At 71.5% G+C, this 25829-nt stretch carries 21 protein-coding genes and 1 pseudogene; 6 read left to right on the plus strand and 16 right to left on the minus strand.

Going from position 1 to position 25829, the window contains the following annotated elements; all coding sequences use genetic code 11:
• Positions 1–213 precede the first annotated feature (213 nt).
• The 5 genes and pseudogenes from ACFVFR_RS22440 to ACFVFR_RS22460 all read right to left on the minus strand — a co-directional run.
• Positions 214–1293, minus strand: a pseudogene (locus tag ACFVFR_RS22440) (ABC transporter ATP-binding protein); the annotation flags it as partial.
• Positions 1283–2353, minus strand: a complete 1071-nt coding sequence (locus ACFVFR_RS22445; protein ID WP_383704442.1) for an ABC transporter ATP-binding protein — start codon at positions 2351–2353, stop codon at positions 1283–1285. The gene ACFVFR_RS22445 and the pseudogene ACFVFR_RS22440, both read right to left, overlap by 11 nt.
• Before the next feature lie 11 nt (positions 2354–2364).
• Positions 2365–3366 (minus strand): ABC transporter permease, encoded by a 1002-nt coding sequence (locus ACFVFR_RS22450; RefSeq protein WP_383704444.1) that lies wholly within the window; start codon positions 3364–3366, stop codon positions 2365–2367.
• Positions 3359–4282 (minus strand): ABC transporter permease, encoded by a 924-nt coding sequence (locus ACFVFR_RS22455; RefSeq protein WP_383704446.1) that lies wholly within the window; start codon positions 4280–4282, stop codon positions 3359–3361. Before ACFVFR_RS22455 ends, ACFVFR_RS22450 begins: the two co-directional genes overlap by 8 nt.
• Positions 4283–4409: 127 nt before the next feature.
• Positions 4410–6047: an ABC transporter substrate-binding protein gene (locus ACFVFR_RS22460; RefSeq protein WP_383704448.1), complete on the minus strand. Its 1638-nt coding sequence runs from the start codon at positions 6045–6047 to the stop codon at positions 4410–4412.
• 1604 nt (positions 6048–7651) lie between these two features.
• Here ACFVFR_RS22460 and ACFVFR_RS22465 point away from each other — a divergent pair.
• Positions 7652–8857 (plus strand): Cmx/CmrA family chloramphenicol efflux MFS transporter, encoded by a 1206-nt coding sequence (locus ACFVFR_RS22465; RefSeq protein WP_383704450.1) that lies wholly within the window; start codon positions 7652–7654, stop codon positions 8855–8857.
• A gap of 143 nt (positions 8858–9000) precedes the next feature.
• On the opposite strand, the gene ACFVFR_RS22470 is transcribed toward ACFVFR_RS22465, so the two are convergent.
• The 5 genes from ACFVFR_RS22470 to ACFVFR_RS22490 form a co-directional block, all read right to left on the minus strand.
• Positions 9001–9192, minus strand: coding sequence for a hypothetical protein (locus ACFVFR_RS22470; RefSeq protein WP_383704452.1), 192 nt, complete (start codon positions 9190–9192; stop codon positions 9001–9003).
• A gap of 296 nt (positions 9193–9488) precedes the next feature.
• Positions 9489–10319 carry a helix-turn-helix domain-containing protein gene (locus tag ACFVFR_RS22475; RefSeq protein ID WP_383704454.1) on the minus strand — a complete coding sequence of 277 codons (831 nt, stop codon included), beginning with the start codon at positions 10317–10319 and terminating at the stop codon, positions 9489–9491.
• Complete coding sequence (locus ACFVFR_RS22480; protein WP_383704456.1) at positions 10316–10846, minus strand: DUF6879 family protein; 531 nt, start codon at positions 10844–10846, stop codon at positions 10316–10318. The genes ACFVFR_RS22475 and ACFVFR_RS22480 overlap by 4 nt, the downstream gene beginning before the upstream one ends.
• A complete protein-coding gene (locus ACFVFR_RS22485; RefSeq protein WP_383704458.1) occupies positions 10830–11033 on the minus strand; it encodes a hypothetical protein in 204 nt (67 codons plus the stop codon). The genes ACFVFR_RS22480 and ACFVFR_RS22485 overlap by 17 nt, the downstream gene beginning before the upstream one ends.
• Positions 11034–11320: 287 nt before the next feature.
• Positions 11321–11836 (minus strand): DUF6879 family protein, encoded by a 516-nt coding sequence (locus tag ACFVFR_RS22490; RefSeq protein ID WP_383704460.1) that lies wholly within the window; start codon positions 11834–11836, stop codon positions 11321–11323.
• 412 nt (positions 11837–12248) lie between these two features.
• Here ACFVFR_RS22490 and ACFVFR_RS22495 point away from each other — a divergent pair, with 412 nt between their 5' ends.
• From ACFVFR_RS22495 to ACFVFR_RS22510, 4 genes are all read left to right on the plus strand, one after another.
• A complete protein-coding gene (locus ACFVFR_RS22495; RefSeq protein ID WP_383704462.1) occupies positions 12249–14525 on the plus strand; it encodes a catalase in 2277 nt (758 codons plus the stop codon).
• A gap of 184 nt (positions 14526–14709) precedes the next feature.
• Positions 14710–14976 carry a DUF5133 domain-containing protein gene (locus ACFVFR_RS22500; protein ID WP_383704464.1) on the plus strand — a complete coding sequence of 89 codons (267 nt, stop codon included), beginning with the start codon at positions 14710–14712 and terminating at the stop codon, positions 14974–14976.
• Between the two features lie 355 nt (positions 14977–15331).
• Positions 15332–15901 (plus strand): GNAT family N-acetyltransferase, encoded by a 570-nt coding sequence (locus tag ACFVFR_RS22505; protein WP_383704466.1) that lies wholly within the window; start codon positions 15332–15334, stop codon positions 15899–15901.
• Between the two features lie 259 nt (positions 15902–16160).
• Positions 16161–16991 (plus strand): DUF1206 domain-containing protein, encoded by an 831-nt coding sequence (locus ACFVFR_RS22510; RefSeq protein WP_383704468.1) that lies wholly within the window; start codon positions 16161–16163, stop codon positions 16989–16991.
• 282 nt (positions 16992–17273) lie between these two features.
• Here the strand turns inward: ACFVFR_RS22510 and ACFVFR_RS22515 are convergent, their stop codons facing one another.
• The gene (locus ACFVFR_RS22515) at positions 17274–17912 is read right to left on the minus strand and encodes a TetR/AcrR family transcriptional regulator (RefSeq protein ID WP_383704470.1); all 639 of its coding nucleotides are present in this window, start codon (positions 17910–17912) and stop codon (positions 17274–17276) included.
• Positions 17913–18076: 164 nt separating this feature from the next.
• Here ACFVFR_RS22515 and ACFVFR_RS22520 point away from each other — a divergent pair, with 164 nt between their 5' ends.
• Positions 18077–18913, plus strand: coding sequence for an SDR family NAD(P)-dependent oxidoreductase (locus ACFVFR_RS22520; RefSeq protein ID WP_383704472.1), 837 nt, complete (start codon positions 18077–18079; stop codon positions 18911–18913).
• Positions 18914–19067: 154 nt separating this feature from the next.
• Here the strand turns inward: ACFVFR_RS22520 and ACFVFR_RS22525 are convergent, their stop codons facing one another.
• The 5 genes from ACFVFR_RS22525 to ACFVFR_RS22545 all read right to left on the minus strand — a co-directional run bounded on the left by ACFVFR_RS22525 (position 19068) and on the right by ACFVFR_RS22545 (position 24929).
• Positions 19068–20231 carry an ABC transporter ATP-binding protein gene (locus ACFVFR_RS22525; protein ID WP_383704474.1) on the minus strand — a complete coding sequence of 388 codons (1164 nt, stop codon included), beginning with the start codon at positions 20229–20231 and terminating at the stop codon, positions 19068–19070.
• On the minus strand, positions 20224–21282 hold the full coding sequence (locus tag ACFVFR_RS22530; protein ID WP_383704476.1) for an ABC transporter ATP-binding protein: 1059 nt from the start codon (positions 21280–21282) through the stop codon (positions 20224–20226). Before ACFVFR_RS22530 ends, ACFVFR_RS22525 begins: the two co-directional genes overlap by 8 nt.
• A gap of 11 nt (positions 21283–21293) precedes the next feature.
• Positions 21294–22262, minus strand: a complete 969-nt coding sequence (locus ACFVFR_RS22535; protein WP_383704478.1) for an ABC transporter permease — start codon at positions 22260–22262, stop codon at positions 21294–21296.
• The gene (locus ACFVFR_RS22540; protein WP_383704480.1) at positions 22255–23181 is read right to left on the minus strand and encodes an ABC transporter permease; all 927 of its coding nucleotides are present in this window, start codon (positions 23179–23181) and stop codon (positions 22255–22257) included. Before ACFVFR_RS22540 ends, ACFVFR_RS22535 begins: the two co-directional genes overlap by 8 nt.
• 116 nt (positions 23182–23297) lie before the next feature.
• Complete coding sequence (locus tag ACFVFR_RS22545) at positions 23298–24929, minus strand: ABC transporter substrate-binding protein (RefSeq protein ID WP_383704482.1); 1632 nt, start codon at positions 24927–24929, stop codon at positions 23298–23300.
• Positions 24930–25829: the final 900 nt, after the last annotated feature.

The following is a 25829-nucleotide window of genomic DNA, read 5'->3' on the forward strand; positions in this document are numbered from 1 at the left end:
GGGCGGCGGGGGCCCCGACGCGAGCGCCGGCCCCTCCCCCGGCTCGGACGGCTGCGGCCCCGCTCCTTCCCCACCCGGCCCCGGCCGGCCCGCCTCGGACCCACCCTTCTCCGACCCACCCGCCTCAGCGGACCCCGCCTCGGACCCACCCTCCCCCGACGCACCCGCGTCAGCGGACCCCGCCTCCCCGGACGCGCCCGCGTCAGCGGACCCACCCTCCCCCGACGCACCCGCCTCAGCGGACCCCGCCGGCCGCGTGGGCCCCACGTTCGGGACCACGTCCCGCTCCTCCGCGAAGTGGCAGGCCGAGTCGTGAGCGACGGGGCCGGGGACGTCGCGGTACACGGCGGGGACGGCGAGGAGGGGCACTTCCAGGGCGCAGCGTTCTTGCGCCTTCCAGCAGCGGGTGCGGAAGCGGCAGCCGGAGGGCGGGTTGGCGGGCGAGGGGACGTCGCCGGCCAGGAGGATGCGGGTGCGGTGTTCGCGGGCCTCGGGGTTGGGGACGGGGACGGCGGAGAGCAGGGCCTGGGTGTACGGGTGGGTGGGGTGGTCGTAGATCTCGGTCTCGGTGCCCACCTCGACCAGGCGGCCCAGGTACATGACGGCGACCCGGTCGGAGATGTGGCGGACCACCGACAGGTCGTGCGCGATGAAGACGTAGCTGAGGTCGAACTCCTGCTGGAGCTTCTCCAGCAGGTTGACGACCTGGGCCTGGACGGAGACGTCCAGGGCGGAGACGGGTTCGTCGGCGACGATGATCTCGGGGCGCAGGGCGAGGCCGCGGGCGATGCCGATGCGCTGGCGCTGGCCGCCGGAGAACTGGTGCGGGTAGCGGTTGATGTACTCCGGGTTGAGACCGACGACGTCCAGCAACTCCCGGACCTTGCGCCGGCGTTCGCCCTTGGGCGCGACCTCGGGGTGGATGTCGTACGGTTCGCCGATGATGTCGCCGACGGTCATGCGCGGGTTGAGCGAGGTGTAGGGGTCCTGGAAGACCATCTGGATGTTGCGGCGTACGGCCTTCAGGGCGCGGCCGGAGAGGCGGCTGATGTCCTCGCCCCGGTAGAAGATCTTTCCCCGGGTGGGGCGTTCGAGGTGGACCAGGAGTTTGGCGACGGTGGACTTGCCGCAGCCGGACTCGCCGACGATGCCCAGCGTCTCGCCGGGGGCCAGGTCGAAGCTGACGCCGTCCACCGCCTTGACCGCGCCGACCTGCCGCTTGATGACGATGCCCTGGGTGAGCGGGTAGTGCTTGACCAGGTCGCGTACCTCCAGGATCGGCTCACTCGTCATTGAGGGTCTCCTCCCAGAAGTGGCAGGCGCTGGTCCGGCTGACCGCGCCGGCGCCTCCCGCGTCGGCCACGCTGTCCGGGTCGCCCACCTCGTACAGCGGCGGAAGGTCCTGGCGGCAGACGTCGCGGGCGCGCGGGCAGCGCGGGTGGAAGGGGCAGCCGGCGGGGATGCGCGTGAGGTTGGGCGGCAGGCCCTTGATCGCGTACAGCTCCTGGCCGCGCTGGTCCACGCGCGGGATGGAGTCGAGCAGGCCACGGGTGTACGGGTGGGCCGGGGCGCGGTAGAGGTCGTGCACCGGCGCGGTCTCCACGATGCGGCCGGCGTACATCACCGCGATGGTGTCGGCGACGTCGGCGACCACGCCCAGGTCGTGGGTGATGAGGATCAGGCCCATGTCCAGCTCGCGGCGCAGTTCGGCCAGCAGCTCCATGACCTGGGCCTGGACGGTGACGTCCAGGGCGGTGGTGGGCTCGTCGGCGATGATCAGCGCGGGTTCCAGGGCCATCGCCATGGCGATCATGATGCGTTGGCGCATGCCGCCGGAGAACTGGTGCGGGTAGTCGCCCACGCGCTGGGCGGCGGCCGGGATGCGGACCCGGTCCATCAGCTCGACGGCCCGCCGCCGGGCCTCCTTGCGGGAGGTGCCACGGTGCACCTCGAACATCTCGCCGAGCTGGGCGCCGACCGAGACGACCGGGTTCAGCGCGGACAGCGCGTCCTGGAAGATCATCGCCATCCGCGCGCCGCGCACCTTGCGTCGCTCGTCGCGGCCCAGGGTGAGCAGGTCGCGCCCCTGGAAGAGGACCTGGCCGGCGGTGACGTAACCCGGTGGCGAGTCGAGGATGCCCATGATGGCCTGGGCGGTGACCGACTTGCCCGAGCCGGACTCGCCGAGGACGGCCAGCGTCTCGCCGGCGCGCACGCGGTAGCTGACGCCGTTGACGGCCTTGGCGACGCCGTCCCGCAACCGGAACTCGACGTGCAGGTCGCGCACGTCGAGCAGTGGCTCGTCGGGCGCGGCGGCGGTGGGCTGGGGGCTGGGCTCGTTGACGACGGTCACCTGCGGGCTCCTCAGCGCAGCTTGGGGTCGAGGGCGTCGCGCACCGCGTCGCCGAGCATGATGAACGCCAGCACCGTGACGCTGAGCGCGCCGGCCGGCCACAGCAGCATGTGCGGGGCGTTGCGGATGTGCGTGGAGGCGGCGGAGATGTCGATGCCCCAGGAGACGGTGGGCGGTTTGAGGCCCACGCCGAGGTAGGACAGCGTGGCTTCCAGGGAGATGTAGGTGCCCAGCGCGATGGTGGCCACGACGATGACCGGGGCCACCGCGTTGGGCGCGATGTGGCGCAGCAGCAGTCGGCCGTTGCCGGCGCCGAGCGCCCGCGCGGCCTGCACGTAGTCGTTCTGTTTGACGGTGACGACCGAGCCGCGCGCGATGCGGGAGATCTGCGGCCAGCCCAGCAGCACGATGAAGCCGACCACCGGCCAGACCGAGCCGCTGGTGATGACGGACAGGAAGACCAGGCCGCCCAGGACGATCGGGATGCCGAAGAAGATGTCGGCGACCCGGGAGAGGATGGCGTCGCCCCAGCCGCCGAAGAAGCCGGCGAGCCCGCCGAGGAGGCTGCCGAGCAGGGCCGCGCCGGCGGTGGCGCACACGCCGACGACGATGGAGGCGCGGGCCCCGTAGACGACGCGGGTGTACAGGTCGCGGCCCTGGACGTCGTAGCCGAAGGGGTGGCCGGGTTCGGAGCCCTGTTGGGCCTTGGCCAGGTCGGCCTTGTACGGGCTGCCGCTGGCGATGAGCGAGGGCCAGATCGCGATGACGATCAGGAACAGGATGATCAGCGCGGAGACGATGAAGACGGGGTTGCGGCGCAGGTCGCGCCAGGCGTCCGACCACAGGCTGCCCACCCTGGTCTCGGGTCCGGGGCCGCCCGGTTCCTGGCCGCCCTCCAGGGACGTGGCCTCGCTGGTGGCCAGGTCGAGGGCGGGGCCGCCGGTGGGGGCGACGGCCGTGTGCGGGTCGGGCGGCAGGCCACGGGCGCCCGGCCCGTGCGGGGGTTCAGGCATAGCGAATCCTCGGGTCGAGCACGGCGTAGAGGAGGTCGACGAGCAGGTTGGCGACCAGGAACACCAGCACCAGGACGGTGACGAAGCCGACCACGGTGGGCGAGTTCTGGCGCAGCACGCCCTGGTAGAGCTGGTAGCCGACGCCGTGGATGTTGAAGATCCGCTCGGTGACCAGGGCGCCGCCCATCAGTCCCCCGATGTCGGTGCCGATGAAGGTGACCACCGGGATCAGCGAGTTACGCAGCAGGTGCCGGGTGATGACGCGGTGTCGGGGCAGGCCCTTGGCCAGCGCGGTGCGGACGTAGTCGGCGCGGACGTTCTCGGCGATCGAGGTGCGGGTGAGGCGGGTGACGTAGGCCAGGGAGACCAGGCCGACGACGACGCCGGGCAGCAGGAGTTCGTTCAGGGGCGCGTCCGGCGAGACGGTGGGGCTGACGGTGTTCCACTTGATGCCGCACAGGTACTGGAGGACGTAGCCGCTGACGAACGTCGGGATGGAGATGACGATGAGGGTCAGCAGCAGCACCGTGGTGTCGATGGCGCGGCCCCGGCGCAGTCCGCTGAGGACGCCCAGGGTGATGCCGATGAGGATCTCGAAGGCGATGGCCACCAGCGTCAGGCGGACGGTCACCGGCCAGGCGTCGGCCATCAGCTCGGTGACGGGCTGACCGTTGAAGGCGGTGCCGAAGTCGCCCTGGAAGATCTGCCCCATGTAGTGCAGGTACTGCTTCCACAGGGGTTCGTCCAGGTAGAGGTCCTTGCGGATCTGGGCGGCGGTGGCGGGGTCGGGCGCCCGGTCGCCGAAGAGTGCGGCCACCGGGTCGCCGAGCGCGTACACCATGAAGAAGATCAGGAACGTGCTGCCGATGAACACCGGGATCATCTGGAGCAGCCGCCGGATCACATAGCGTCCCATGGGGGCTCCGGGGGGAGGGGGATGGTGCGGCGGGTGGGCTCGCGGGGGCCGGGCGACGCGGTGGGCGGGCGGGCCCGGCCACCGGAGGCGGGAGCCGGGCGCGCGCCGAACCGCGTGCCGTGGGGGGTCAGTTGACCTTGATCTCGTTGTAGACCGGCACGCTGAAGGCGTTCAGCCGTACGTCGCTGACCCGGTCCGAGTAGCCGGCGTTGCCGTTCTGGTACCAGAGCGGGACGCCGGGCATGTCCTTGGCCAGCACCCGCTCGGCGTCCTGGAAGGTGGCGACGGCCTTGGCACGGTCGGACTCGGCGTTGGCCCGGTCCACCAGGTCGTCGAACTCCTTGCTGCTGTACTCGCCGTCGTTGGAGGAGGCGTTGGTGTAGAACATCGGCTGCAGGAAGTTCTGGATCAGCGGGTAGTCCATCTGCCAGCCGGCGCGGAAGGGGCCGCGCATCTGCCGGTCGGTGATCTTGTTGCGGAAGTCGGCGAAGGTGCCGATGGAGGTGCCGACGCAGGCGTTCTCCTTGTCGAGCGCGTTGTTGATGCTGTTGCACACCGCGTCGACCCAGTCCTTGTGGGAGCCGGTGTCGGCGTTGTACGTGATCGTCATCTTGCCGCCGGGCAGGCCGCCGCCCTCCTCGACGAGCTGCTTGGCCTTCTTCGGGTCGTACGCGCACGCCTCGCCGCACAGACCCGACTTGTAGCCGCCCTCGGCGCCGAGCACCGGCGAGGTCCAGTCGGTGGCCGGGGTGCGCGTCTTCTCGAAGATCCGCTCGGTGATCTGCTTCCTGTCGATGGCCATCGACAGGCCGCGCCGCACCTTCTCCGACCCCTCCTTGTTCCACCGCTTGTCGTACATCGGGAAGGTGAGGGTCTGGATGATGCCGGCCGGCTGGTTGATGTACCGGTCGCCCAGGTCCTGCTTGACGTTCTTGAGCTGCGCGGCGGGGATGTCGTCGGCCAGGTCCAGGTTGCCGCCCTGGAGGTCGGTGTACGCGGTGCCGACGTCGGTGTACACCCGCAGCTCGACGCCGCCGTTGCGGGCCTTGTCGGTGCCGGGGTACTTGTCCCACTTCTTGAGCCGCATCGACGTGCCCTTCTTGTACCGGTCCACGGTGTAGGGGCCGTTGCCGACGGGCTTGCTCACCCAGGCGTCGTGGTCGTCGAAGAACGCGCGGGGCAGCGGGGCGAACGCGGCGTAACCCAGCGTCTCGGGCCAGGTCGAGAACTTCTGCGTGAGCTGGACGGTGAACGTCGACTCGTCCTTGACCTGGAGCCCGGACAGCGTCTTGGCGGTGGCCTTGCCGGAGGTGGGGTGGACCTTGTCGTAGCCCTGGATGTACTCGAAGAAGTAGGCGTTCTTCTGCTTGTTGTCGAGCAGCGCGCCGTAGTTCCACGCGTCCACGAAGGACTTCGCGGTGACCTTCTCGCCGTCGCTGAAGGTCCAGCCCTTCTTGACGGTGACCGTGTAGTTCTGCGCGTCCTTCGTCTCGATCCGCTCGGCCAGCATGTCCTGGGCCTTGCCGGTCTTCGGGTCGTACCGCTTGAGCCCGCGGAAGATCATGTCCAGGACCTTGCCGCCCTGCACCTCGTTGGTGTTCGCGGGCTCCAGCGGGTTCTGCGGGTCCCCCCACGAGGCCCGCACCGTGCCCGAACCGTCGCCGCCCCCACCCCCGCCGTCGCCGCCACCGCCGCCACAACCGGCCGCCACCAACGCGCCGACCAGCCCACAGACGACCCACCTGGCGCGCCTGACTCCGCGCATGGCGTCCTCCTCAAGGTCCCGAAGCACACTTAGGCCCCGATATCACCCCGCCCCGCGACGCCCCGCACGCTGGGCGCGGCTGTCCGGGTCGCGGGGATAGGCCGAGCGGGGGGCGCGCTGCCGCGCGGGACGTGGGTACGGGGTGAGCTTTCCCCTCGCGCCGGGGTGGGCTTCTTGTTGGGCCGGAGCGGCCCCACCTCGCGCCGGGGTGGGCTTCTCCTCTTGGGCTGGGATGGGCTTTCCCCTCGCGCCGGGGTGGGCTTCTTGTTGGGCCGGAGCGGCCCCACCTCGCGCCGGGGTGGGCTTCTCCTCTTGGGCTGGGGCGGGCTTTCCCCTCGCGCCGGGGTGGGCCTCTTGTTGGGCCGGAGCCGCCCCACCTCGCGCCGGGGTGGGCTTCTCCTCTTGGGCTGGGATGGGCTTCCCCCTCGCGCCGGGATGGGCCTCTTGTTGGGCCGGAGCCGCCCCACCTCGCGCCGGGGTGGGCTCCGCTGGGTGGGGTGGCGCTGCCGTGCGCGTGTGCGGGGTGTGCTGGCCGCGCGGGCGTGGCTGGCGGAGCGGCGCCGTCCCGGACCGGGGCGACCCCCGCCACGTGGGGGGCGGGGTGCGCTGGCCGGACGTGCGCGACGGGGTGCCTCCGCGTGGCGGAGTGCGGCGCGAGCCGGTCGCCGTCGTGCGGCGGGTGCTGTGTACCGGGCAGGGCGAGGGTCCTGCGCGTACGGGCGTACAGGGGGTGTGCCGCGCGCGGGGTGCTCGCCCGGAACGGTGGGCGCCGCGTGCCGGGCCGTCGTGCGCGGCCAGCGGGGGCCGGTTCGGGGGTACCGGGCGGCGCGGCGCGAACGGGGGCGCCAGGGTGGTGGGCGCCCCGGCAGGGGGCGTCGGGAGGGCGAGGCGCCATGTCACGGGGCTGCGCCCGGGGGCCACGTCGGCGGGCCCGCGCCGGGGAGCCGCGCCGGCCGCGTCGAGGTCGTCAGGGGGAGGCGGTCGCGTTGGACCGGGGACGTGGGGCGACGGCAGGCACCGGCAGCGCGGGGCGACGGCAGGCACCGGCGGCGGAGAGGTGACAGCGCCCACCGCCGGCGCGGGGTACCGGCAGGCGCGAAGGTGCCGAGTAACCGAAGGTGTGGAGTACCGGCAGGCGCCGGGGGCCGAAAACGCGTGGACGTCCGCGTCGGTATCTCGCTACGCTGCGGCACCATGTCCAGCCCCGAGGCGTCCAGACGCTAGCCACCGGTCCTCCGGTGGCTTTCCGCGTTGCCGTGTCGTAGCCCCGCCCTGACCGGGCTCGGGGCCCGTCGGCCTCCGTGGGCGCGCCGCCCGCCCCGCATCAGCGGGCCGGGGCGCCTCCCGGTACGCCGCCGCGCGCGCAGTGCCGCCATCGGATCGCCGCCGTATGGGTTGTGACCCCCTGCCCGCCCGGCCCGGCCATGTGCCGGGCTCGCGGGGAGGGCTCACGCGCGGTCGCCGCGCACCTCCCGGTCGAACCGGACGAGCCGCACGGCTCGGGCCCGGCCCTGCCGTGACCTACGCCGACCGCCCGCCACGCTGCCCTCGCGCGCAGTGTCTGTCGATGGCGTCGCGCCATCCCCACGCACCGGAGTTCCGCCGTGCCCTTCGCGTTGTACATGCTCTCCCTGGCGGTGTTCGCCCAGGGGACCTCGGAGTTCATGTTGTCCGGCCTGTTGCCGGACATCGCCCGTGACCTCGACATCTCCGTATCGACCGCGTCCACGCTCACCTCCGCGTTCGCCGTGGGGATGATCGTCGGCGCGCCGCTGATGGCCGTGCTCAGCATGCGCTGGCCGCGCCGGCGCGCGCTGTTGACCTTCCTCACCGTGTTCCTGCTGGTGCACGTGGCGGGCGCGCTGACGACGCACTACCCGGTGCTGCTCGCCACCCGCGTCATCGCGGCGCTGGCCAACGCCGGTTTCCTCGCGGTGGCGTTGGCCACCGCAACGGGCATGGCCCCGGCGGGCGCGAAGGGCCGCGCCACCTCCGTTCTGCTCGGCGGCATCACGCTCGCCTGCGTGGCCGGCGTGCCCGGCGGCGCGCTGCTGGGCGCCGCGTGGGGCTGGCGCTCCGCGTTCTGGGCCGTGGCGCTGGTCTCGGTGCCGGCCGTGGTGGCCATCGTGCGCTCCGTACCGGCGGAGGCGGCCCGGCCGGCGGCCACCGTCGGGGCCCGGGGCGAACTGCGGGCCCTGCGGGCGCCCCGGCTCCGGGTGCTGCTGCTGCTCGGCGCGCTCGTCAACGGCGCGACGTTCTGCGCGCTGACCTACCTGGGGCCGCTGACCACGGACGTGAGCGGGCTGGGCGAGGGCTGGGTGCCGGTGCTGCTGGCGCTGTTCGGCGTGGGTTCCTTCCTCGGCGTGACGGTCAGCGGCCGACTGGCCGACAGCCGGCCGCTGGCCCTGCTGCTGACGGGCGGCGCGGCCCTGCTCGCCGGCTGGGTCGCCTTCGCGCTCACGGCCGGGCACCCGACGGCCACCGTCGTGTTCGTCCTGGTCCAGGCCGTGTTGTCGTTCGCGGTCGGCTCCACGTTGATCGCGCGGGCACTGTACGCGGCGACCGCCGCGCCCACCCTGGGCGGCGGCTTCGCCACGGCGGCGTTCAACGTGGGCGCGGCCCTCGGCCCCGCGATCGGCGCCCTGTCCATCAGCGCCGGCCTCGGCTACCGCTCCCCGCTGTGGGTCAGCGCCCTGCTGGTCGCCCTCGCGTACGTCGCGGCGGGCGCGGCGTACGCACTGGGCGCCCTGCCCCGGCGCTCCGCGCCCGACCCCGCCACGGAGGAGGGGGCCGACACAACCGCCGCATAGCGCACCTCGGTTGTCGGATGCGGCCCGCCGGAGGCCTTGCCGGCGGGCGGTCGGGACTGGCGGACGGTCGGGACTGGCGGGGCGCCCGCCCCGGCGGCCCACACCGGGGCGGGCGCCCCGCCGGATCACCGGCGGGACGGGGCTCAGGAGTCCCCGTCGCCCCCGCTCGGCTGCGGGTCGCGGGGCGCCTCCGGCGGCATGGGCCCGCCGTCGTGCTTCCCGCCGTCGTCCTGGGCGACCGCCCGCAGGTCCCTGGGGAGCCGGAAGGGGACTCCGCGCCACCCCTGTGCGTCGGGTGTGCGCGTCTCGTACGTGTCGACAGCCGGAACGCTCATCCACCCACCTCCTCTTTCCGCGCGTGACCATGCCGCCGTACGTCGCCGACACGGTCGGTGAGGCCACGGAGGGACTCCCCCGTGGCGGACTCCGCCCCGGCGCGCGACCTGTCCGGGGCCACTGTCGGAGCGGGTGTCGTATCGCCCCCCGAAAAGCCGGACGCCACTGTCCGGATCGATGCGGGCATATGGCGGAAGGGCGAATGCCGACGAGATGAGTCCGGCATGCGAAACGCACCGCACATGCCCTCGGGCGGTCGACATGAGTAAATCGTCGAGCATTCGGGCTTCGGTCTCTACCCTGTTTCCCGTTCCCTCAAGAACTCGTCGCGAATACCGGATACGAGTGCCCGCATCTCCGCCCCGACGACGGCGGCATTCTCGAAACTGTCGAACTTCCGTGCGTAGAGCTCCACGTCCGCGGACTCGGTAGTCGTCACCTCCGCATGCGGAATCTCCACGATGACCAGGCTGGTGTCGAAAACGACGAACGACGAGCTGGGCAGGTCCGTCATGGGCGCCGCCAGAGGGACGACCCCGAAACTGAAGTTGGGCATACGCGACACGCTCACGAGTCTGTCAAGCTGCGCGGCCAGCATGGGTGGTGGCACGAGCCGCCATCTGAGCACCGATTCGGTGACCACGAAGCGAAACGTGCGATCGGCGTCGTAGAGCACCTCCTGCCGAAGGAGTCGGGCGCCCATCATCTTTTCCAGAGTTCCCGGCGTATATCCATGCCGACCAAGAACGGCCCGCGCGTACTCCGGTGTCTGGAGCAGGCCGGGAACACAGGCGGGTTGGAAAAGGCGTACGAGACTGGTCTGAGCCTCTATAGCCCTGATCTCGCCCTGGTGTTTGTGAAGCCCTGCGCGGCGGTATATGCGCCACGCTGTGGCCTCCGTGGCCGCCTTTCGCGCCACCTCAGCGAGTCTGGCCTTGACCTCGTCGGAGACTTCCAGGGCCGTGAGGATGCGCTCCACATCCATGAGGCTCGGCGCGAGAACTTCGTTCTCGATCTTGCTGAGCTTGCTGGGAGACATGACGGCGCTACGGGCCACTGTTTTGGCCTGCTTCCCACTGGCCTCACGGAGATCCCGTAGCGCACGACCGATACTGAACCCGTTCACGTCGGCTGGTGCCGCTCCCACCAGTCGCGGAACGGCACAGCATGACGCATGGCCGTATCCCGGAGGTCCAGCCACTCCTGGGCCTGCTCCTCGGCGACGAGTTCGGCGCCGAGGAACGCACCGCCCGGGCCATATTGCATGGTCACCACGGTTCGCTCGTCGAAGGCCCAGAAATCCGGGACGCCCACCAGCGGATTCGGTGTGTCGGTCGCGTCCAGGACAAAGAACTCCTCACCGGCCTCCTGGTTCCGCACATATCCCCACCCCAGTTCGAAACGCAGATAGTCAGTGAGCGGGCGGACCAGGATATGTACCCGATACATACGCTTACCACCTCGCGTGGCGTCCCGCACGGTCGCGACCCACCCGGCCGTTTTGTACTCCACTGGCTGCGGGTCGCCCGCGAGAAATGCGCGATAGGCGTCAACCCCACCCGACTTGCTGTAGTCGTCCAGAGTTTCCAGCCGAAAGGCTTCCCGTTCGAATTCCTCGAAGAGTTTCCCGAACGCGTCAGGCGAGATGTTCACGAGCCACCCTCAAGAGCAATGACATGGGAATGCGCACGACAGTCTCGTTGTCGGGTAACCGCATGGTGGCGAGCGCATCCACATCGTCCACCTTGAAGCCCTGCACGAGGACGTTCTCCGATTGCGCTATTGCCCACACTGTCGGGCAGGGCCCCTCGTCGCACTCACTGGCGAGTTGCGTGATCATCACCGGCCGCCCCCTGTCGGTTTGGCATCTCGTGCGATCCTCGCAACCCGACAACTGCATCGCAAGGCGCCTCAGTTGAGGGAACGGGAAACCTGTGAACCAGCTCGTCAACGGCTTCGCACACCTGTTGAGGAGCTACCCTCGCCGCCGCACGCCAGGCCCGGCCCCCGGTGCCGCTCGCGGCGCGGGTGGGGGCGGGTCCGTGACATCGGGGGGGGTACGGCTCGGTCGGCAAGGAGTTGCCGGGCTTGCTGGACACTTGACGATGCTGGCTGGGCCATGGCGCGTCAGACCGGCTTGTACTCCTCGTGCGGCGTGGCCCGGTCCCACACCAACTCAAAGGCCCCGGCGGCCAGCCGCACGGCCTCCGGGTCCGTCCGCCATTCACGGTCCACGACCTCCCCGATACCGGAGAAGTACGTGAACAGCACCGACTCGCCGTCGAACATCCACAGGTCGGTGCCGGGCAGCGGGATGTCGGCGGCCTTCCGGCGGGGCAGCCAGCGCACCTGTTCGCCGGCCGCGATGTTGGGGAACGTCACGTCGTGCTCGTACCGGATGTAGTCCGTCACCGGCTCCGAGACGATCCGCGCCCGCCGCATGACCACCCCCGGGGCTGTCGTCTCCGCCACCACGTCCAGGAACGGCCGCCACCACGTCGAGCGGTCAGCGGCCGGGTCGAGCCGCTTGCCGTGCTGCCAGGCGACGAACTCGGGGTCGGTCGGCTGGTAGGCGTCGCGCATCTCGATGTGGACGGCCGAGTGTCGGGCCTTCGCCAGCCCCTGGAGTACCGGGTTCGTCATCGCTCCCCCTCGCTTTCGTGCGGCGGTGTACACCGTCGCACGACCACGGGCAACCGGGTGGTCACTTCGCGGTCGGGAACGTCCGTGCTGTGCCCGGAGACCGGGCCGACCTCGCGGAGTGCCGCGTCGCGCTTCGTGCGCGTGGGTCGCTTCCGCTCGGGTACTCGCGCCATCGTGATCACTCGCCTCGTTCGTCCCGCCGCCTCCCGTCCCGCCACCTCCCGGCGCCGAGCCGCCGCCGGGCCGAGCCCCTGGCGGGTGCCGGTCCCGTCGATCCCCCCGCCACTCGGTCGTATCCCGTTGGGCTGAACCCGGCCCGTACTCCCGTTTGGCGTCCGGCGCGCGCGGCCAAGGCTGTGGCGTTGCCGCGCTCCGCTTCCGTACGACCTTCGCCACCGAGCATGGAGGATTCATGGGCACGTCCCATCCGTTGAAGGCGGTCGCCGACAAGGTGGCCGCCGCCCTGCGTGGCGGCGACACCGGTCCGGCCGACGGTGTCCCCGGCAAGCCGGGGGCGGTGACGCCGCCGGTCGAGGAGCCGACCGAGCCGCGTGAGCCGCTGCCGCCCAAGCCCGACCAGGGCGCCCCCGCCCCCGTCTCCCCCACCGGGCAGGACACCGGCGCGGACCCCGCGACGGCGGCCCAGGGTGGCCCGTACCTGACGACGGCACAGGGCACGCGGCTCTACGAGACCGACAGGTCGCTCAAGGCCGGCCCGCGCGGGCCGGTGCTGCTCCAGGACCACCACCTGCGCGAGAAGATCACCCACTTCGACCACGAGCGCATCCCCGAGCGCGTGGTGCACGCGCGCGGCGCGGCGGCGCACGGCGTCTTCCACGGCTACGGGACGGCCGGCCAGGTCACCAAGGCCGCCTTCCTCGCCGAGGACGTCCAGACTCCGGTGTTCGTGCGCTTCTCGACCGTGCTGGGCTCGCGCGGCTCGGCCGACACCGTCCGCGACACCCGTGGTTTCGCGACGAAGTTCTACACCACCGAGGGCGTGTGGGACCTGGTCGGCAACAACATCCCGGTCTTCTTCATCCAGGACGCGATCAAGTTCCCCGACGTCATCCACGCCGGCAAGCCGCACCCCGACCGGGAGATCCCCCAGGCGCAGAGCGCCCACGACTCGTTCTGGGACTTCGTCTCGCTGCACACCGAGGCCACCCACCACACCCTGTGGAACATGTCCGACCGGGGCATCCCGCGCTCGTACCGGATGATGGAGGGCTTCGGCGTCCACACCTTCCGGCTGGTCAACGCCGAGGGCCGGACGACGCTGGTGAAGTTCCACTGGAAGCCGAAGCTGGGTGTGCACTCCCTGGTCTGGGAGGAGGCGCAGATCGCGGGCGGGGTCGATCCCGACTTCCACCGCCGGGACCTGGCCGACGCGATCGAGGCCGGCGCCTTCCCCCAGTGGGAGCTGGGCATCCAGACCTTCCCCGACACCCCGGAGCAGACGTTCGAGGGGATCGACCTGCTCGATCCGACCAACATCGTGCCGGAGGAGATCGCCCCGGTGCGGCCGATCGGGCTGCTGACCCTGAACGCCAACCCGACGAACTTCTTCGCCGAAACCGAACAGGTCGCCTTCCACCCCGGCCACCTGGTGCCCGGCATCGACGTCACCGACGACCCGCTGCTGGCCGGGCGGCTCTTCTCGTACCTGGACACCCAGATCACCCGGCTCGCCGGCCCGAACTTCGGCCAGATCCCCGTCAACCGCACCCACGCGCCGGTCAACGACATGCTGCGGGACGGCTTCCACCAGGACGCGGTCCACCGTGGCGTCGCCCCGTACCGGCCCAACTCGCTCGACGGCGGCTGCCCCTTCCTGGCCGGCGCCGACACCGGGGCCTACATCGAGGTGCCCGTGGAGGTGCCGGCCGCCCGCAGGGGGCGCGAGGCGCCGGCCTCCTTCGAGGACCACTTCAGCCAGCCCCGGCTGTTCTGGCAGAGCATGAGCGCCGTGGAACGTGAGCACATCGTCGCCGCGTACACCTTCGAGCTGGGCAAGTGCTACGAACAGGCCGTCAAGGAACGGCAGTTGCGCGTCCTGGCCAACATCGACCCCTGGCTGTGCGAGCAGGTCGCCACCGGGCTGGGCCTCCCGGCGCCCGACCCCACCGAACCGCCGACGACGGTCGAGCCGAGCCCGGCGCTGTCCCAGCTCGGCCGGGTCTGGCCGCTGGACGGGCGCGTGGTCGGCATCGTCACCGGCCCGGGAGGTGACCTGGCCGGAGTGCGCACGGTACGCCAGGCCGTACGGGAGGCGGGGATGGTGCCGCTGGTGGTCGCGCCCTCGGGCGGGCGCCTGGACCCGGACGGCGAGCCGATCGCCGTCCAGCGCTCGTTCACCACCGCCCGTTCCGTGGAGTTCGACGCCCTCCTGGTGGCCGGCGTACCGGACCCGGGCGCGGACGCGTACGGGGCGCGGGACGCCAAGGCGGGCGACGGGGCGGCGCACACCGCCACCGACCCGCGGGTCCCGCTGCTGCTCACCGAGGCCTACCGGCACGGCAAGGCCCTCGGTGGCTGGGCGGGCGCGGAGGCGGTACTGACCGCGGCGGGCATCCCGACCGACGCGCCCGGCGTCGTCCTCGGCGGAGGCGGCGCGGACACCCTCGACAGCGTCACCGAGCTGCTGGGCAGCCACCGGGTCTGGGAGCGGTTCGCGCCGAGCCCGTGAGGCGATCGTGGTGCGCCCTCCCCGGCGGGCCCCCGGGCCGGGAGCGGCTCCGGGGACCCGCCAAGGGCACGTGATGACGCTCACGGCCCGCGTGGGGCGGTGCGCGACATCGGGGGAGTACGGCTCGGCCGGCCCGGGTACCCGGGAAGCGGACGACGATCGTCCCGGTTGAGAGGAGACGCACGTGTTGATGGCCCACCCCGCGGTCCTGCGACGGCTGGTCGAGCAGTACGAGGCGCTGCGCACGCTCCACGCCGAGGCCGGCGACGACAGTGCCCGACAGCGCATGGACGACGTGGCCTACACGCTGTGCGTCTCCACGGGCACCCGTGACGTGGACACCGCGCTGATCACCGCCAGGTACCAGCTCCCCGGCGCCCGCGTGCAGGATGACTCCCTGCTGACCACGCCCGACGACGCGGAACCGACCCAGCCCGTCCCCGGCGTGTGACCCCACCCCCACCCCGCGTCACCCCGCGCCCACCCGTGGCGCCCCATCCCCGCGCACCCCGCCGCGCCCGCGCACGCCGCGCCGGCGGGGTCCGTACGCCCCCGCCCGCGTGAGCCACCGCCCGTCCCCCTCCCCCGGCGAGCGGCCGACGGGCACCCGGACCGGGCCACCCCGCGCGCCATCCCCCGGGGCGCGCGGGGCCGGGGCCCGTGCGTGCGTCGCGGCCCTTGGTGATCTTTGGAGGGTTACTCACTTGTCGGGTCGGCGTCGCATGGGGGACGGTGAGCCCGTTCAACGGGCGGACGAGCCGTCCGGGGGGATGCGCGCGCGGACGCGCGCGCGGTGAGGGAGTGGGATGTTCGCGATATCGCTGGGGGACGACGGCGCGGAGCTGCGTCCGTTGGAGCCGTGGCACGCCGAGGAGTACTTCGCGCACATGGAACGGTGTCGCGAGTACGTGACCCGGTACGTACCGTTGCCCGACCGCACGCCCGACCTGGAGAGCACGCGCGTCTTCCTCCAGTCCCGCGCGGAGAACGCGGCGGCCGACCGTGGCGGCTTCTTCGGTATCTGGTCCGAGGGGACGCTGGTCGGCGGCGTGCTGTTCGTCTCCCTCGACGCGAAGTCGGGCAACTGCGAGGTGGGTTGCTGGCTGGAGGAGGCCGCCGTCGGTCGTGGCCTGGTCACGCGCGCGATGCGGCACCTCATCGACTGGGCCGTGGACGAGCGCGGCATCCACCGCGTGGAGTGGCAGGCGGCCACCGTGAACACGGCGAGCATCAACGTCGCCAAGCGGCTGGGGATGACGCACGAGGGCGTGCTGCGCGGCAGCTTCCCGCACCGTGGCGAGCGCCTGGACATGGAGGTGTGGTCGGTCCTCGCCCCGGAGTGGCGCGCGTACCGCGAAACCCTCACGCGAGCCTGAGCCCGCCCCCGCCCGCCATTCCGCACGTCGCCGCCCTCTCCGGGCGGTGGCGGCGCGAGTGGCCCGCCGTCCCACGGATGCCCCCCGCGCCCCCGCGCTCTGCGTCGGTCCGCGCCGTCGCGCCCGGGGCGCCCGCGCGGGACGTGGCGGGGTCGGGGGGCGGGTGGGGCCGCCGCGCGGGCCGGAACCGTGCCGTTAGCGCGGTGCGGACCGGGGCATGCGAGAGGGGTCCCGGTTCCCAGGTCCCCGGAGGTGTGCGATGGGCACGGTGGCGACGGTGCGCGGCGGTCGCCGCGCGGCGCGTACGGCCGCGAACAGTTCGGCCATGGATGTCGCCGCGCGCTGGGGGCTGGCCGCTCGTGGCGTGCTCTACTGCCTGGTCGGGCTGCTCGCGGCGCGCATCGCGTTCGGCGGCGGCGAACAGGCCGACAACGGCGGGGCGCTGCGGGAGCTGAGCGGACAGCCCTTCGGCGCGTTCCTCGTGTGGGCCGTCGGCATCGGCATCGCCGGGCTGGCGCTGTGGCGCCTGTCGGAGGCGTTGTTCGGGGCGGCCGGCCCGGACGGCCGCAAGGCCCGTAAGCGGCTGATGTCCGCCGGGCGCGCCGTGTTCTACGGGTTCACGGCCTACTCCATGATCTCCTTCGCCGCCAGGGGCCGGGGCAGCGGGTCCAGCGACGCGAAGTCCCGCGACGTGACGGCCGACGCGTTGGGCTGGCCCGCCGGGCAGTGGCTGGTGGCCGTCGCGGGACTCGCGATCGCGGGTGCCGGCGGCTGGATCGTCATCCAGGCCGCGCGCCGTTCGTTCCACAAGCACCTCAAGCACGCGCGGATGTCCCGCCTCGCCCGCCGGGTGGTCGACGTGCTCGGGGTCGTCGGCGGGGTGGCGCGCGGCACGCTGTTCGCCGTGGCCGGCGTCTTCGCCGTACGCGCCGCGCTGGAGTTCGACCCGAGCCAGGCCAAGGGCATGGACGACACGCTGCGGACGTTCGCCGACGCCCCGGCCGGACCGTGGCTGCTGGCGGCGATCGCCACCGGGCTCGTGCTGTTCGGCGCGTTCTCGCTGGCACTGGCCCGGTGGCGCCGGGTGTGACCCCGCGACGGGGCGCCGCACGCCCCGCGACGGCCGCCCGCCCCGCGCCGACCACGTGCCCGGCGCCGGGGCGGAACCGGCCGAGGAACCGAGGCCCGACCGCCCGACCCCCGACCACCCGACCTGACCACCCGACGCCCGACCACCCGGCAGCCCGACCTGGTCGCTCGGCTGTCCGACCTGACCCGACCAGACCGCCCGACCGGCCCCGGTCGGGCCACCGCCACCGGCCCCGCACGCCGACCCCCGCACCGGCCTCCGCACCGTCGGCGGCTCCCGCCCTCAGCCCGCCGGGCCGGGCTCGGGCAGTGGCGGCTGGCCGGGATGGGCGCGGAGCCCGTCCAGGACGACGACGAGATAGCGGCGCCAGAGCCGGGTCGGGTGTTCCCCCGGCAGCGCCATGACCGCGTCCACCATCGCGGCGATGGGCGCGAGGTCCGCCCCCGTCACCCCGGCCCGCAGCGCGCCCCGCGCCCTGGCCCGCGTCAGCAGCGCCGCGCAGTGTCGGGTGATCTCCGCCCGCGCCCGCGCCAGTTCGCCGTCCTGCCCGAGCCCCTGCCGCATCAGTTCGCGCAACCCCCTGTTGTCCGCGGCCCGCTCCAACGCCCTGGTCAGGAAGGCGGCGAGGGCGTCGAACGCCTCCTCCTCGGCCAGCGCCTCCCGCGCCCAGGTCGCGATCTCGGCCAACTCCTCGGCGAACACGGCCTCCGCCAGCGCCTGCTTGTCGGGGAACCTGCGGTAGACGGTGCCGACGCCGAGCCCCGCGTGGTGCGCCACGTCGTTGAGCGTGGCCCCCAGCCCGCGCTCGGCGAAGACCTCGCGCCCGGCCCCTACGACGCGCCGCCGGTTCAGCTCGGCGTCCCGCCGCAGCGGACGCGCTCCGCCCGACCCGGCCACGCCACCGCCCTCCCCACCCACCATGGCCCTTCCTCTCCGCGCGCGTACTCCCCATCAACTGGATAGAGCATATCCGCTTCGTGGTACGGTCCCGGCTAAGCGGATATGCCTTATCCGGATAGCGTTCACGGACCGCGCCGCGCGCACGCCCGACGGGGCGCGGCGGAACAGGGGAAGGGGAACCAGCGATGCGGACGGTGGTCATCACCGGGGGTACGGACGGGCTCGGCAAGGGGCTCGCACTGCACTACCTCCGCCACGGAGCGCGGGTCGTGGCCGTGGGCAGCACACCGGCCAGGGGCGCGGCCCTGCTGGCGGAGGCGGCCGAGGCGGGGGCGGCCGACCGCGTCACCTTCCTGCGGGCCGACCTGACCTCGGTGGCCGCCACCAGGGAACTCCTGACCCGCCTCCGGTCGGTCGGCCCCGTGGTGGACGCGCTCGTCCTGTGCGCGCAGCGGTACCGACTCCTCGGGCCCCGCCGCGTGACCCCCGAGGGCTTCGAGCACGCCTTCGCCCTCGGCTACCTGAGCCGCTACGTGCTCAGCCACGGCCTGCGCCCGGCGCTGGAGGCGGCGCGCCGCCCGGTCGTCCTGAACGTCGGGACGCCCGGCGTCCGGCTGGGCCGGCCGCACTGGGACGACCTCCAACTGGCCGACCGCTACAGCGGCCCTCGGGCCACGCTGCAGGCGTTCCGGGCCAACGACCTGCTCGGCACGGCGTACCCGGCCCTCTACCCCCAGACGCCGGTCCGCTACGTCGGCTACCACCCCGGGGTGGTGTCGACCGGCATGCCCCAGCACCTGCCGCAGCCGTGGCGCACCCTGACCAGGGCGACCTTCGCCGTGCTCGCCACGCCCGTCGCGAAGGCCGTGGTCCCCGCGGTCCGCCTCCTGGACGACCCGCCGCCGGCCCCCTTCACGGCGTACCACCGGGGGCGTCAACTGCCCTTGCGGGGAGCGGCGTTCGACCGTGTCGCCGCCCTGCGGCTGCACGACCTGACCCGCGAACTCGTCGGCCTCGACTGAGCCGGCGCCGCCGCCGGGCCTGGGGGCCCGCGCCGGCGGCTTCCGGCCGCCGGCCGGGTGAGGCCGCGCGGACGACGAGGGCGCCCGAGCCGGGGTCCGGCTCGGGCGCCCTCGGGGGGTCAGCCCTGTCCACTCCTCGCCTCAGCGGCGAGCGTCACGCGTGGACGACGTCCTTCTCCTCCGCGAAGTGGCACGCCGACTCGTGCGCGGCGGGGGTGTTCTGGCCGACGAACCGTTCCGGGATCGCGAGCAGGGGCACCTCCTTCGCGCACTTGTCCTCCGCCTTCCAGCAGCGGGTGCGGAAGCGGCAGCCGGAGGGCGGGTTGGCCGGCGAGGGGACGTCTCCGGAGAGGATGATCCGCTCGCGTCCGTCGCGCGCCTCGGGGTCGGGGACCGGGACGGCCGACAGCAGCGCCTGGGTGTAGGGGTGCGTCGGGTGGTCGTAGATCTCCGCGTCGGTGCCGATCTCCGCCATCTTGCCCAGGTACATCACGCCGACGCGGTCGGAGATGTGCCGGACGATGGAGAGGTCGTGCGCGATGAAGATGTAGGAGAGGTTGAACTCGTCCTGCAGCTTCTCCATCAGGTTGATGACCTGCGCCTGCACGGAGACGTCCAGCGCCGAGACGGGCTCGTCGCAGATGATGACCTCGGGGTTGAGCGCCAGGCCACGCGCGATGCCGATGCGCTGGCGCTGGCCACCGGAGAACTGGTGCGGGTACCGGTTGATGTACTCCGGGTTCAGGCCCACCACGTCCAGCAGGTCCTGCACCTTGCGGCGCCGGTCCCCCCGGGGCGCGACCTCCGGGTGGATCTCGAAGGGCTCCCCGATGATGTCGCCGACCGTCATACGCGGGTTCAGCGAGGTGTAGGGGTCCTGGAAGACCATCTGGATGTTGCGGCGTACGGCCTTCAGCGCGCGCCCGGACAGCTTGGTGATGTCCTGGCCCTTGTAGAAGACCTCGCCCGCGGTGGCCCGCTCCAGCGTCATCAGCAGCTTGGCGACGGTGGACTTGCCACAGCCGGACTCGCCGACGATGCCCAGCGTCTCGCCCTGGTAGAGGTCGAAGGAGACCCCGTCCACGGCCTTGACCGCGCCGATCTGCCGCTTGAAGAGGATGCCCTGGGTCAGCGGGAAGTGCTTGACCAGGTTGCGGACCTGGAGGATCGGCTCGCCGCGCTCGACCGGCGCGTCGAGTACGGCCTCCACCTCGGCCTCGGTGGTGGCCGAGACGACGTCCACCGCGGTGACGTTGGGCGTGGCGTCCGGGGACGCGCCCTTCCCGGCCGCCTCGTCCTTCCTGGTGGGGTCAGCCATGGATCGTCTCCTTCCAGAAGTGGCACGCGCTGCCGCGACCCGGCAGGTCGGTGCCGTCCCGCTCGGTCACGGGGTGCAGGATCGGCACCTCGCTCCGGCAGACGTCATCCGCCTTCGGGCAGCGCGGGTTGAACGCGCAGCCCGCGGGAATCCGCGTCAGGTTGGGCGGCAGGCCCTTGATCGCGTAGAGCTCCTGGCCCTTCTGGTCCAGGCGCGGGATCGAGTCGAGCAGACCACGGGTGTACGGGTGCGCGGGGCGCTTGTACAGCTCGTGCACGGGCGCGGTCTCCACGATGCGGCCCGCGTACATCACGGCGATCTTGTCCGCGACGTCGGCGACCACGCCGAGGTCGTGGGTGATCAGCACCAGACCCATGTTGTACTCGGCCTGGAGCTCCGCGAGCAGGTCCATGACCTGGGCCTGGACGGTGACGTCCAGGGCGGTGGTGGGCTCGTCCGCGATGATCAGGTCCGGCTCCAGGGCCATCGCCATCGCGATCATGATGCGCTGGCGCATACCGCCGGAGAACTGGTGCGGGTAGTCGTTGACCCGGTCCCTGGCGGCGGGGATGCGCACCCGGTCCATCAGCTCGATGGACTTGGCCTTGGCGGCCTTGCGGGACATCCCCTGGTGCACCCGGAACATCTCGCCGAGCTGGTAGCCCACGGAGAGCACCGGGTTCAGCGAGGACAGGGCGTCCTGGAAGATCATCGCGATCTTCCGGCCCCGGATCTGCCGGCGCTGCTCGTTGGACATGGTGAGCATGTCCTCGCCACGGAACCGGATCTCCCCCTGGGGGATACGGCCCGGCGGCATGTCGAGGATGCCCATGACGGCCTGGGCCGTCACGGACTTGCCGGACCCGGACTCGCCGAGCACGGCCAGCGTCTCACCGGCGCGGACGCTGTAGTTGACGCCGTTGACGGCCTTGACCAGGCTGTCGCGGGTCTTGAACTCCACGTGCAGGTCGCGGACTTCGAGCAACGGGGTGTCGCCGTCGTCCTCGATGCGCCGGCTGGGGGCGCTCGCGGTCTTGTCGATGGTGGTCACGTACGCCTCCCTCAGCGCAGCTTGGGGTCGAGGGCGTCGCGCACCGCGTCGCCGAGCATGATGAACGCGAACACGGTCAGGGTCAGCATGCCGGCCGGGAAGAACAGGGCGTGCGGGTTGTTCCGCACCACCTGGGACGCGGTCGAGATGTCGATGCCCCAGGAGACCGTCGGTTCCGCGAGGCCCATGCCGAGGTACGACAGGGTGGCCTCGGCCGAGATGTAGCCGCCGAGCGCGATGGTCGCGACGACGATCACCGGCGCCATGGCGTTCGGCAGGATGTGCTTGACCAGGATGCGGGTCGTGCCGGCGCCGAGCGCCTTGGCCGCCATCACGTAGTCGGCCTGCTTGGTGGTGATGACCGAACCGCGCATCACGCGGGCGATCTGGGTCCAGCCCAGGAAGGCCAGCGCCCCGATCACGACGGGCACCGAGCGCTCGGTGAACGCGTTCAGCACGACGAGCGCGCCGAGCAGGAACGGGATGCCGAAGAACACGTCGGTGATGCGGGACAGCAGCGCGTCCAGCCAGCCGCCGAAGTAGCCGGCGAGCATGCCCATCAGGCCGCCGAAGAGGGTGACCAGCAGGGTGACGCCGACGCCGACCTGGATGGAGGCGCGGGTGCCGTAGACGACGCGGGCGTAGATGCTGCGGCCCTGGTTGTCGTAGCCGAACCAGTCGGGCGAGAAGAACTTCCCCAGCTCCGGCTTGCTGAGGTAGTGGTTCTGCAGGTCGGCGTCCCGAGGCCCGGCGCTGGTGAACCAGCCGGGGAAGAGGGACATGACGATCAGCAGCACCACCAGCAGGGCGGAGATGACGAAGAACGGGTTGCGACGCAGGTCGCGCCACGCGTCGCCCCACAGACCGCGCTCCTTCTCGGGCGCGGCGACGGCCGCGGTGCCCGCGAGGGCCGTGTCGCCCGAGGTGGTGACGGTCTCGGTGTCCGACGGGGTGGCCGAGGTCTTGGTGATGTCAGGCATAGCGAATCCTCGGGTCCAGGACCGCGTACAGCAGGTCGATGATCAAGGACATGGCGAGGTAGACGAAGACCAGGCAGGTCACGATGCCCACCACGGTGCTTCCCTCGCGTCGGAGCAGCCCCTGATAGAGGGCACCGCCCACGCCCTGGACGTTGAAGATGCCCTCGGTGACGATGGCGCCGCCCATGAGCGTGCCGACGTCGGTACCGAGGAAGGTGACGACCGGGATCATCGAGTTGCGCAGCAGGTGGTTGACGACGATGCGCCGCTGGGGCAGGCCCTTGGCGAGCGCGGTGCGCATGTAGTCGGCGCGCAGGTTCTCCGCGACGGTGGTACGGGTCAACCGGGCCACGTAGGCGAGTGAGAGAGCGCCGAGCACGATGCCGGGCAGCATCAACTGTTCGATACTCAGGGAGTCCTGGACCGTTGGTTTGGTCCATTGGAGTTCGTTGCCGAACACCGTCTGGCAGATGTACGCCAGCACGAAGACGGGGATCGAGATCACGAGCAGGGTCAGCACCAGCACGCTGCGGTCAACGAGCTTGCCGCGCTTCATGCCCGCGAAGACACCGAGGACGAGGCCGAGGACCATCTCGAAGATCAGCGCGATCAGCGCGAGCCGGATGGTGACCGGGAAGGCGTCGGTGAGGATCTCGGAGACCGGACGGCCGCCGACCGTGGTGCCGAAGTCGCCCTGGAACAGGCCCTTCATGTAGTCGATGTACTGCTGCCACAGCGGGTCGTCCAGGCCGTACTCGTGACGGAGCGCGGCGAGCTGTGTGGGGTCCGGCGCCTTGTCACCCCACAGCGCCCGGATGGGGTCGCCGGGCAGGGTTCGCACCATGACGAAGATGAGAAAGGTTGTCCCGATGAAGACCGGGATCATCTGGAGCAGTCGCCGCGCGACGTATCGCCCCATCGTGCCTCCGTTCTGGGGTCGGCCGAAGGCAGCCGCGTCCCAGGTAAGGAACCGGCTGCCCCCGTGGGCCGAGGGGCGCCCGGTTCGGGCCGCCCCTCGGCGTCAACGTCCGACGACTACTTCTGCTTCACCGTGATGTCGGTGAGGATCGGGTCGCCCTTCTGGTTGAACTTCACGTTCGAAACGTTCTTCGAGTAACCAGCGTTGACCTTGTAGTACCAGAGCGGGATGGCCGGGAAGGTCTCCTTGAGCTGCTGCTCGGCCAGGTTGTACTCCTTGGCCGACTCGTCCAGCGTCTTGGCGTTGTCGGCCTTCTTCACCAGGTCGTCGAACTTCTTGTCCGAGAAGGCGCCCTTGTTACCGGCGACGCCGGTGCCGTAGAGGTCCCGGAGGAAGTTGCCGTTGAACGGGTAGTCCAGCACCCAGCCGGACCGGTACATCGACTTGACCTGCTTGTTGTCGCGGGCCTCCAGGTCGGCCTGGAAGTCGGCCTTCGAGTCACCCACGCACTCGACGCCCACGGCCTTGCGGATGGAACCGCACACCGCGTCGACCCACTCCTTGTGGCCGCCGTCGGCGTTGTACTGGATCTTGATGGCCTTGTTCGGGACGCCGCCGCCCTCTTCGATCAGCTTCTTGGCCTTGGCGGGGTCGAACTTGCAGAACTCACCACAGGCGCCGGGCTCGTAGCCGAGGACGTCCTTGGCGACCCAGCCGGTGGCCGGGACGCGGGTGCCCTGGAGCACCGTCTTGGTGATCGTCTCGCGGTCGATCGCCATCGACAGGCCCTGGATGACCTTGACGTCGATGTCCTTGAACTGCGTGTTGTAGAACGCCGGGTTGATCGTCTGGATCGCCGAGTAGTCCTGGTCGATCGCGCGGTCACCGAGGTCGCTCTTGTAGTTCGGCAGGTCGTTCGGCGGCACCTGGCGGATGACGTCGACCGCGTCCGAGCGCAGGTCCTGGTAGGCAGCCTCCGGCTTGGCGTAGTTCTTGAAGATCACGCCGCCGTTCTTGGCCTTGTTGGTGCCCTGGTACTCGGGGTTGGTCTCGACCTCGATCTGCTTGTTGTGGTCCCACTTCACGAACTTGTAGGGACCGTTGCCGACCGGCTTCTGGCCGTAGCCCTTGGGGTCCTTGAAGAAGCCCGAGGGGAGCGGCGAGAAGACCTCGTAGCCGAGCTTGTACTCGTAGTACGGGACCGGCGTGACGAGCTCGATGGTGAAGGTGGTGTCGTCGACGACCTTCAGGCCGGACATCGTGTCGCCCTTGGCGTCACCCTTCTCGGGGTGGACGTCCTCGTAGCCCTTGATGTCCGCGAACCAGGAGCTGTTCTGCTGGTTGTTCTTGGTGGCGGCGGCCCAGTTCCAGGCGTCCACGTACGACTTCGAGGTGACGACCTCGCCGTTGTGGAACTTCCAGCCCTTCTTGAGCTTGATCGTCCAGAGCTTGTTGTCCTTCGTGGTGACGGACTCGGCGTTCTCCTTGATGATCTTGCCGGTGCCCGCCTCGTAGTCAACGAGGCCCTGGAACAGCGACCGGATGACGGCACTGCCGTACGACTCCATCGTGTTCGCCGGCTGCAGCGGCTTCTGCGGCTCGCCGTTGTCGAAGACGACCTTGCCGTTCTTGTCGACCGGGCCGCTGTTGCCGCCGTCGCTGTCACTGTCGCCGCCGCCGCAAGCCGTCGCGGCCAGCGCCACGACCGCCGCCATCGCGACCCACTTGGCGCTACTGGCACCGCGCATGGGTTTGCCTCCTCAGGAGTCCACTGTCACTACGAGAGAGGGCACCGGATACGCGCTGACACCCCTGACAGCGACATAAGACCCGGCACCCCGAGTGTGCTCGTAGGTCGGCGCTCCCCACAGCGCGTGACCCATTGACCCGAGCTCAATGGACCCCATGATTGAGCACACCTGGCCCGTAAACCACACTTAAAGGGTCTCGCTTTGGTCACATCACCCGAGGACGGAGTACCGAAATCCGGACAAAGGCATCGCAGACAGACACCCCCGAAACGGACTGTTAATACAACATCCGGAACAGCTTCACCGATATCCGAACGCCCGTTGACGGAAAACTTGTTGACTGGTTCCGCCGCGCCCCACCCTCCGGCAGGCTTCCCCAAAGCGACGAGGGGAACCGCCCGCGCCCGGGGCGCGACACAGCGTGAGGGCGCCCGAGGCCCCGGCGCACACGCGGCGCTACGCGGCGGCGACGTAGCGCGCTCGGCACGGATCGCGGTACGGCGTACGCCGGGCAGCGCGCCAACCCCCCGTATGGCGGGGCTCGTTCGAGGAACAGGCAAGGATTCTGCCGCGCGCCCGCCCGCCCCCGCACACCGGGGTACCGGTAGCGCCGTCGGGGCCCCGGCGGCGACGCCCCCACACCTGCGATGGCGGCGCCCCCACCCCTTTGGTGACGCCCCCCGTACGGCTCCGGTGACGCGAGGCCGGGGGCCCCTCCTGGTCCGGCGGCCCCGCGCCCCTCGCCCCGCGCGCCCGCCGCGCGGCGGCCGGCCCCTCTCCCGGTCCCGTGCTCCGTCTGCGCCCCGTCCCGCCCCGGAGGCTCACGGGGTGCGAGCGGGTACCGGGAGCGGGCGCCCCGGGGCCGACTGCCGGCCGGCCCCGGAACCGGAACCGGAA

Source organism: Streptomyces sp. NPDC057702 (assembly GCF_042799315.1).
In the GTDB taxonomy this organism is placed as follows: Bacteria; Actinomycetota; Actinomycetes; order Streptomycetales; family Streptomycetaceae; genus Streptomyces.

Coding starts and splice junctions, on each gene's coding strand:
- ACFVFR_RS22450 (WP_383704444.1), bottom strand. CDS start 3,366: ATGCCTGAACCCCCGCACGGGCCGGGCGCCCGTGGCCTGCCGCCCGAC.
- ACFVFR_RS22455 (WP_383704446.1), bottom strand. CDS start 4,282: ATGGGACGCTATGTGATCCGGCGGCTGCTCCAGATGATCCCGGTGTTC.
- ACFVFR_RS22460 (WP_383704448.1), bottom strand. CDS start 6,047: ATGCGCGGAGTCAGGCGCGCCAGGTGGGTCGTCTGTGGGCTGGTCGGC.
- ACFVFR_RS22470 (WP_383704452.1), bottom strand. CDS start 9,192: ATGAGCGTTCCGGCTGTCGACACGTACGAGACGCGCACACCCGACGCA.
- ACFVFR_RS22485 (WP_383704458.1), bottom strand. CDS start 11,033: ATGATCACGCAACTCGCCAGTGAGTGCGACGAGGGGCCCTGCCCGACA.
- ACFVFR_RS22490 (WP_383704460.1), bottom strand. CDS start 11,836: ATGACGAACCCGGTACTCCAGGGGCTGGCGAAGGCCCGACACTCGGCC.
- ACFVFR_RS22495 (WP_383704462.1), top strand. CDS start 12,249: ATGGGCACGTCCCATCCGTTGAAGGCGGTCGCCGACAAGGTGGCCGCC.
- ACFVFR_RS22505 (WP_383704466.1), top strand. CDS start 15,332: ATGTTCGCGATATCGCTGGGGGACGACGGCGCGGAGCTGCGTCCGTTG.
- ACFVFR_RS22510 (WP_383704468.1), top strand. CDS start 16,161: ATGGGCACGGTGGCGACGGTGCGCGGCGGTCGCCGCGCGGCGCGTACG.
- ACFVFR_RS22515 (WP_383704470.1), bottom strand. CDS start 17,912: ATGGTGGGTGGGGAGGGCGGTGGCGTGGCCGGGTCGGGCGGAGCGCGT.
- ACFVFR_RS22520 (WP_383704472.1), top strand. CDS start 18,077: ATGCGGACGGTGGTCATCACCGGGGGTACGGACGGGCTCGGCAAGGGG.
- ACFVFR_RS22525 (WP_383704474.1), bottom strand. CDS start 20,231: ATGGCTGACCCCACCAGGAAGGACGAGGCGGCCGGGAAGGGCGCGTCC.
- ACFVFR_RS22535 (WP_383704478.1), bottom strand. CDS start 22,262: ATGCCTGACATCACCAAGACCTCGGCCACCCCGTCGGACACCGAGACC.
- ACFVFR_RS22540 (WP_383704480.1), bottom strand. CDS start 23,181: ATGGGGCGATACGTCGCGCGGCGACTGCTCCAGATGATCCCGGTCTTC.
- ACFVFR_RS22545 (WP_383704482.1), bottom strand. CDS start 24,929: ATGCGCGGTGCCAGTAGCGCCAAGTGGGTCGCGATGGCGGCGGTCGTG.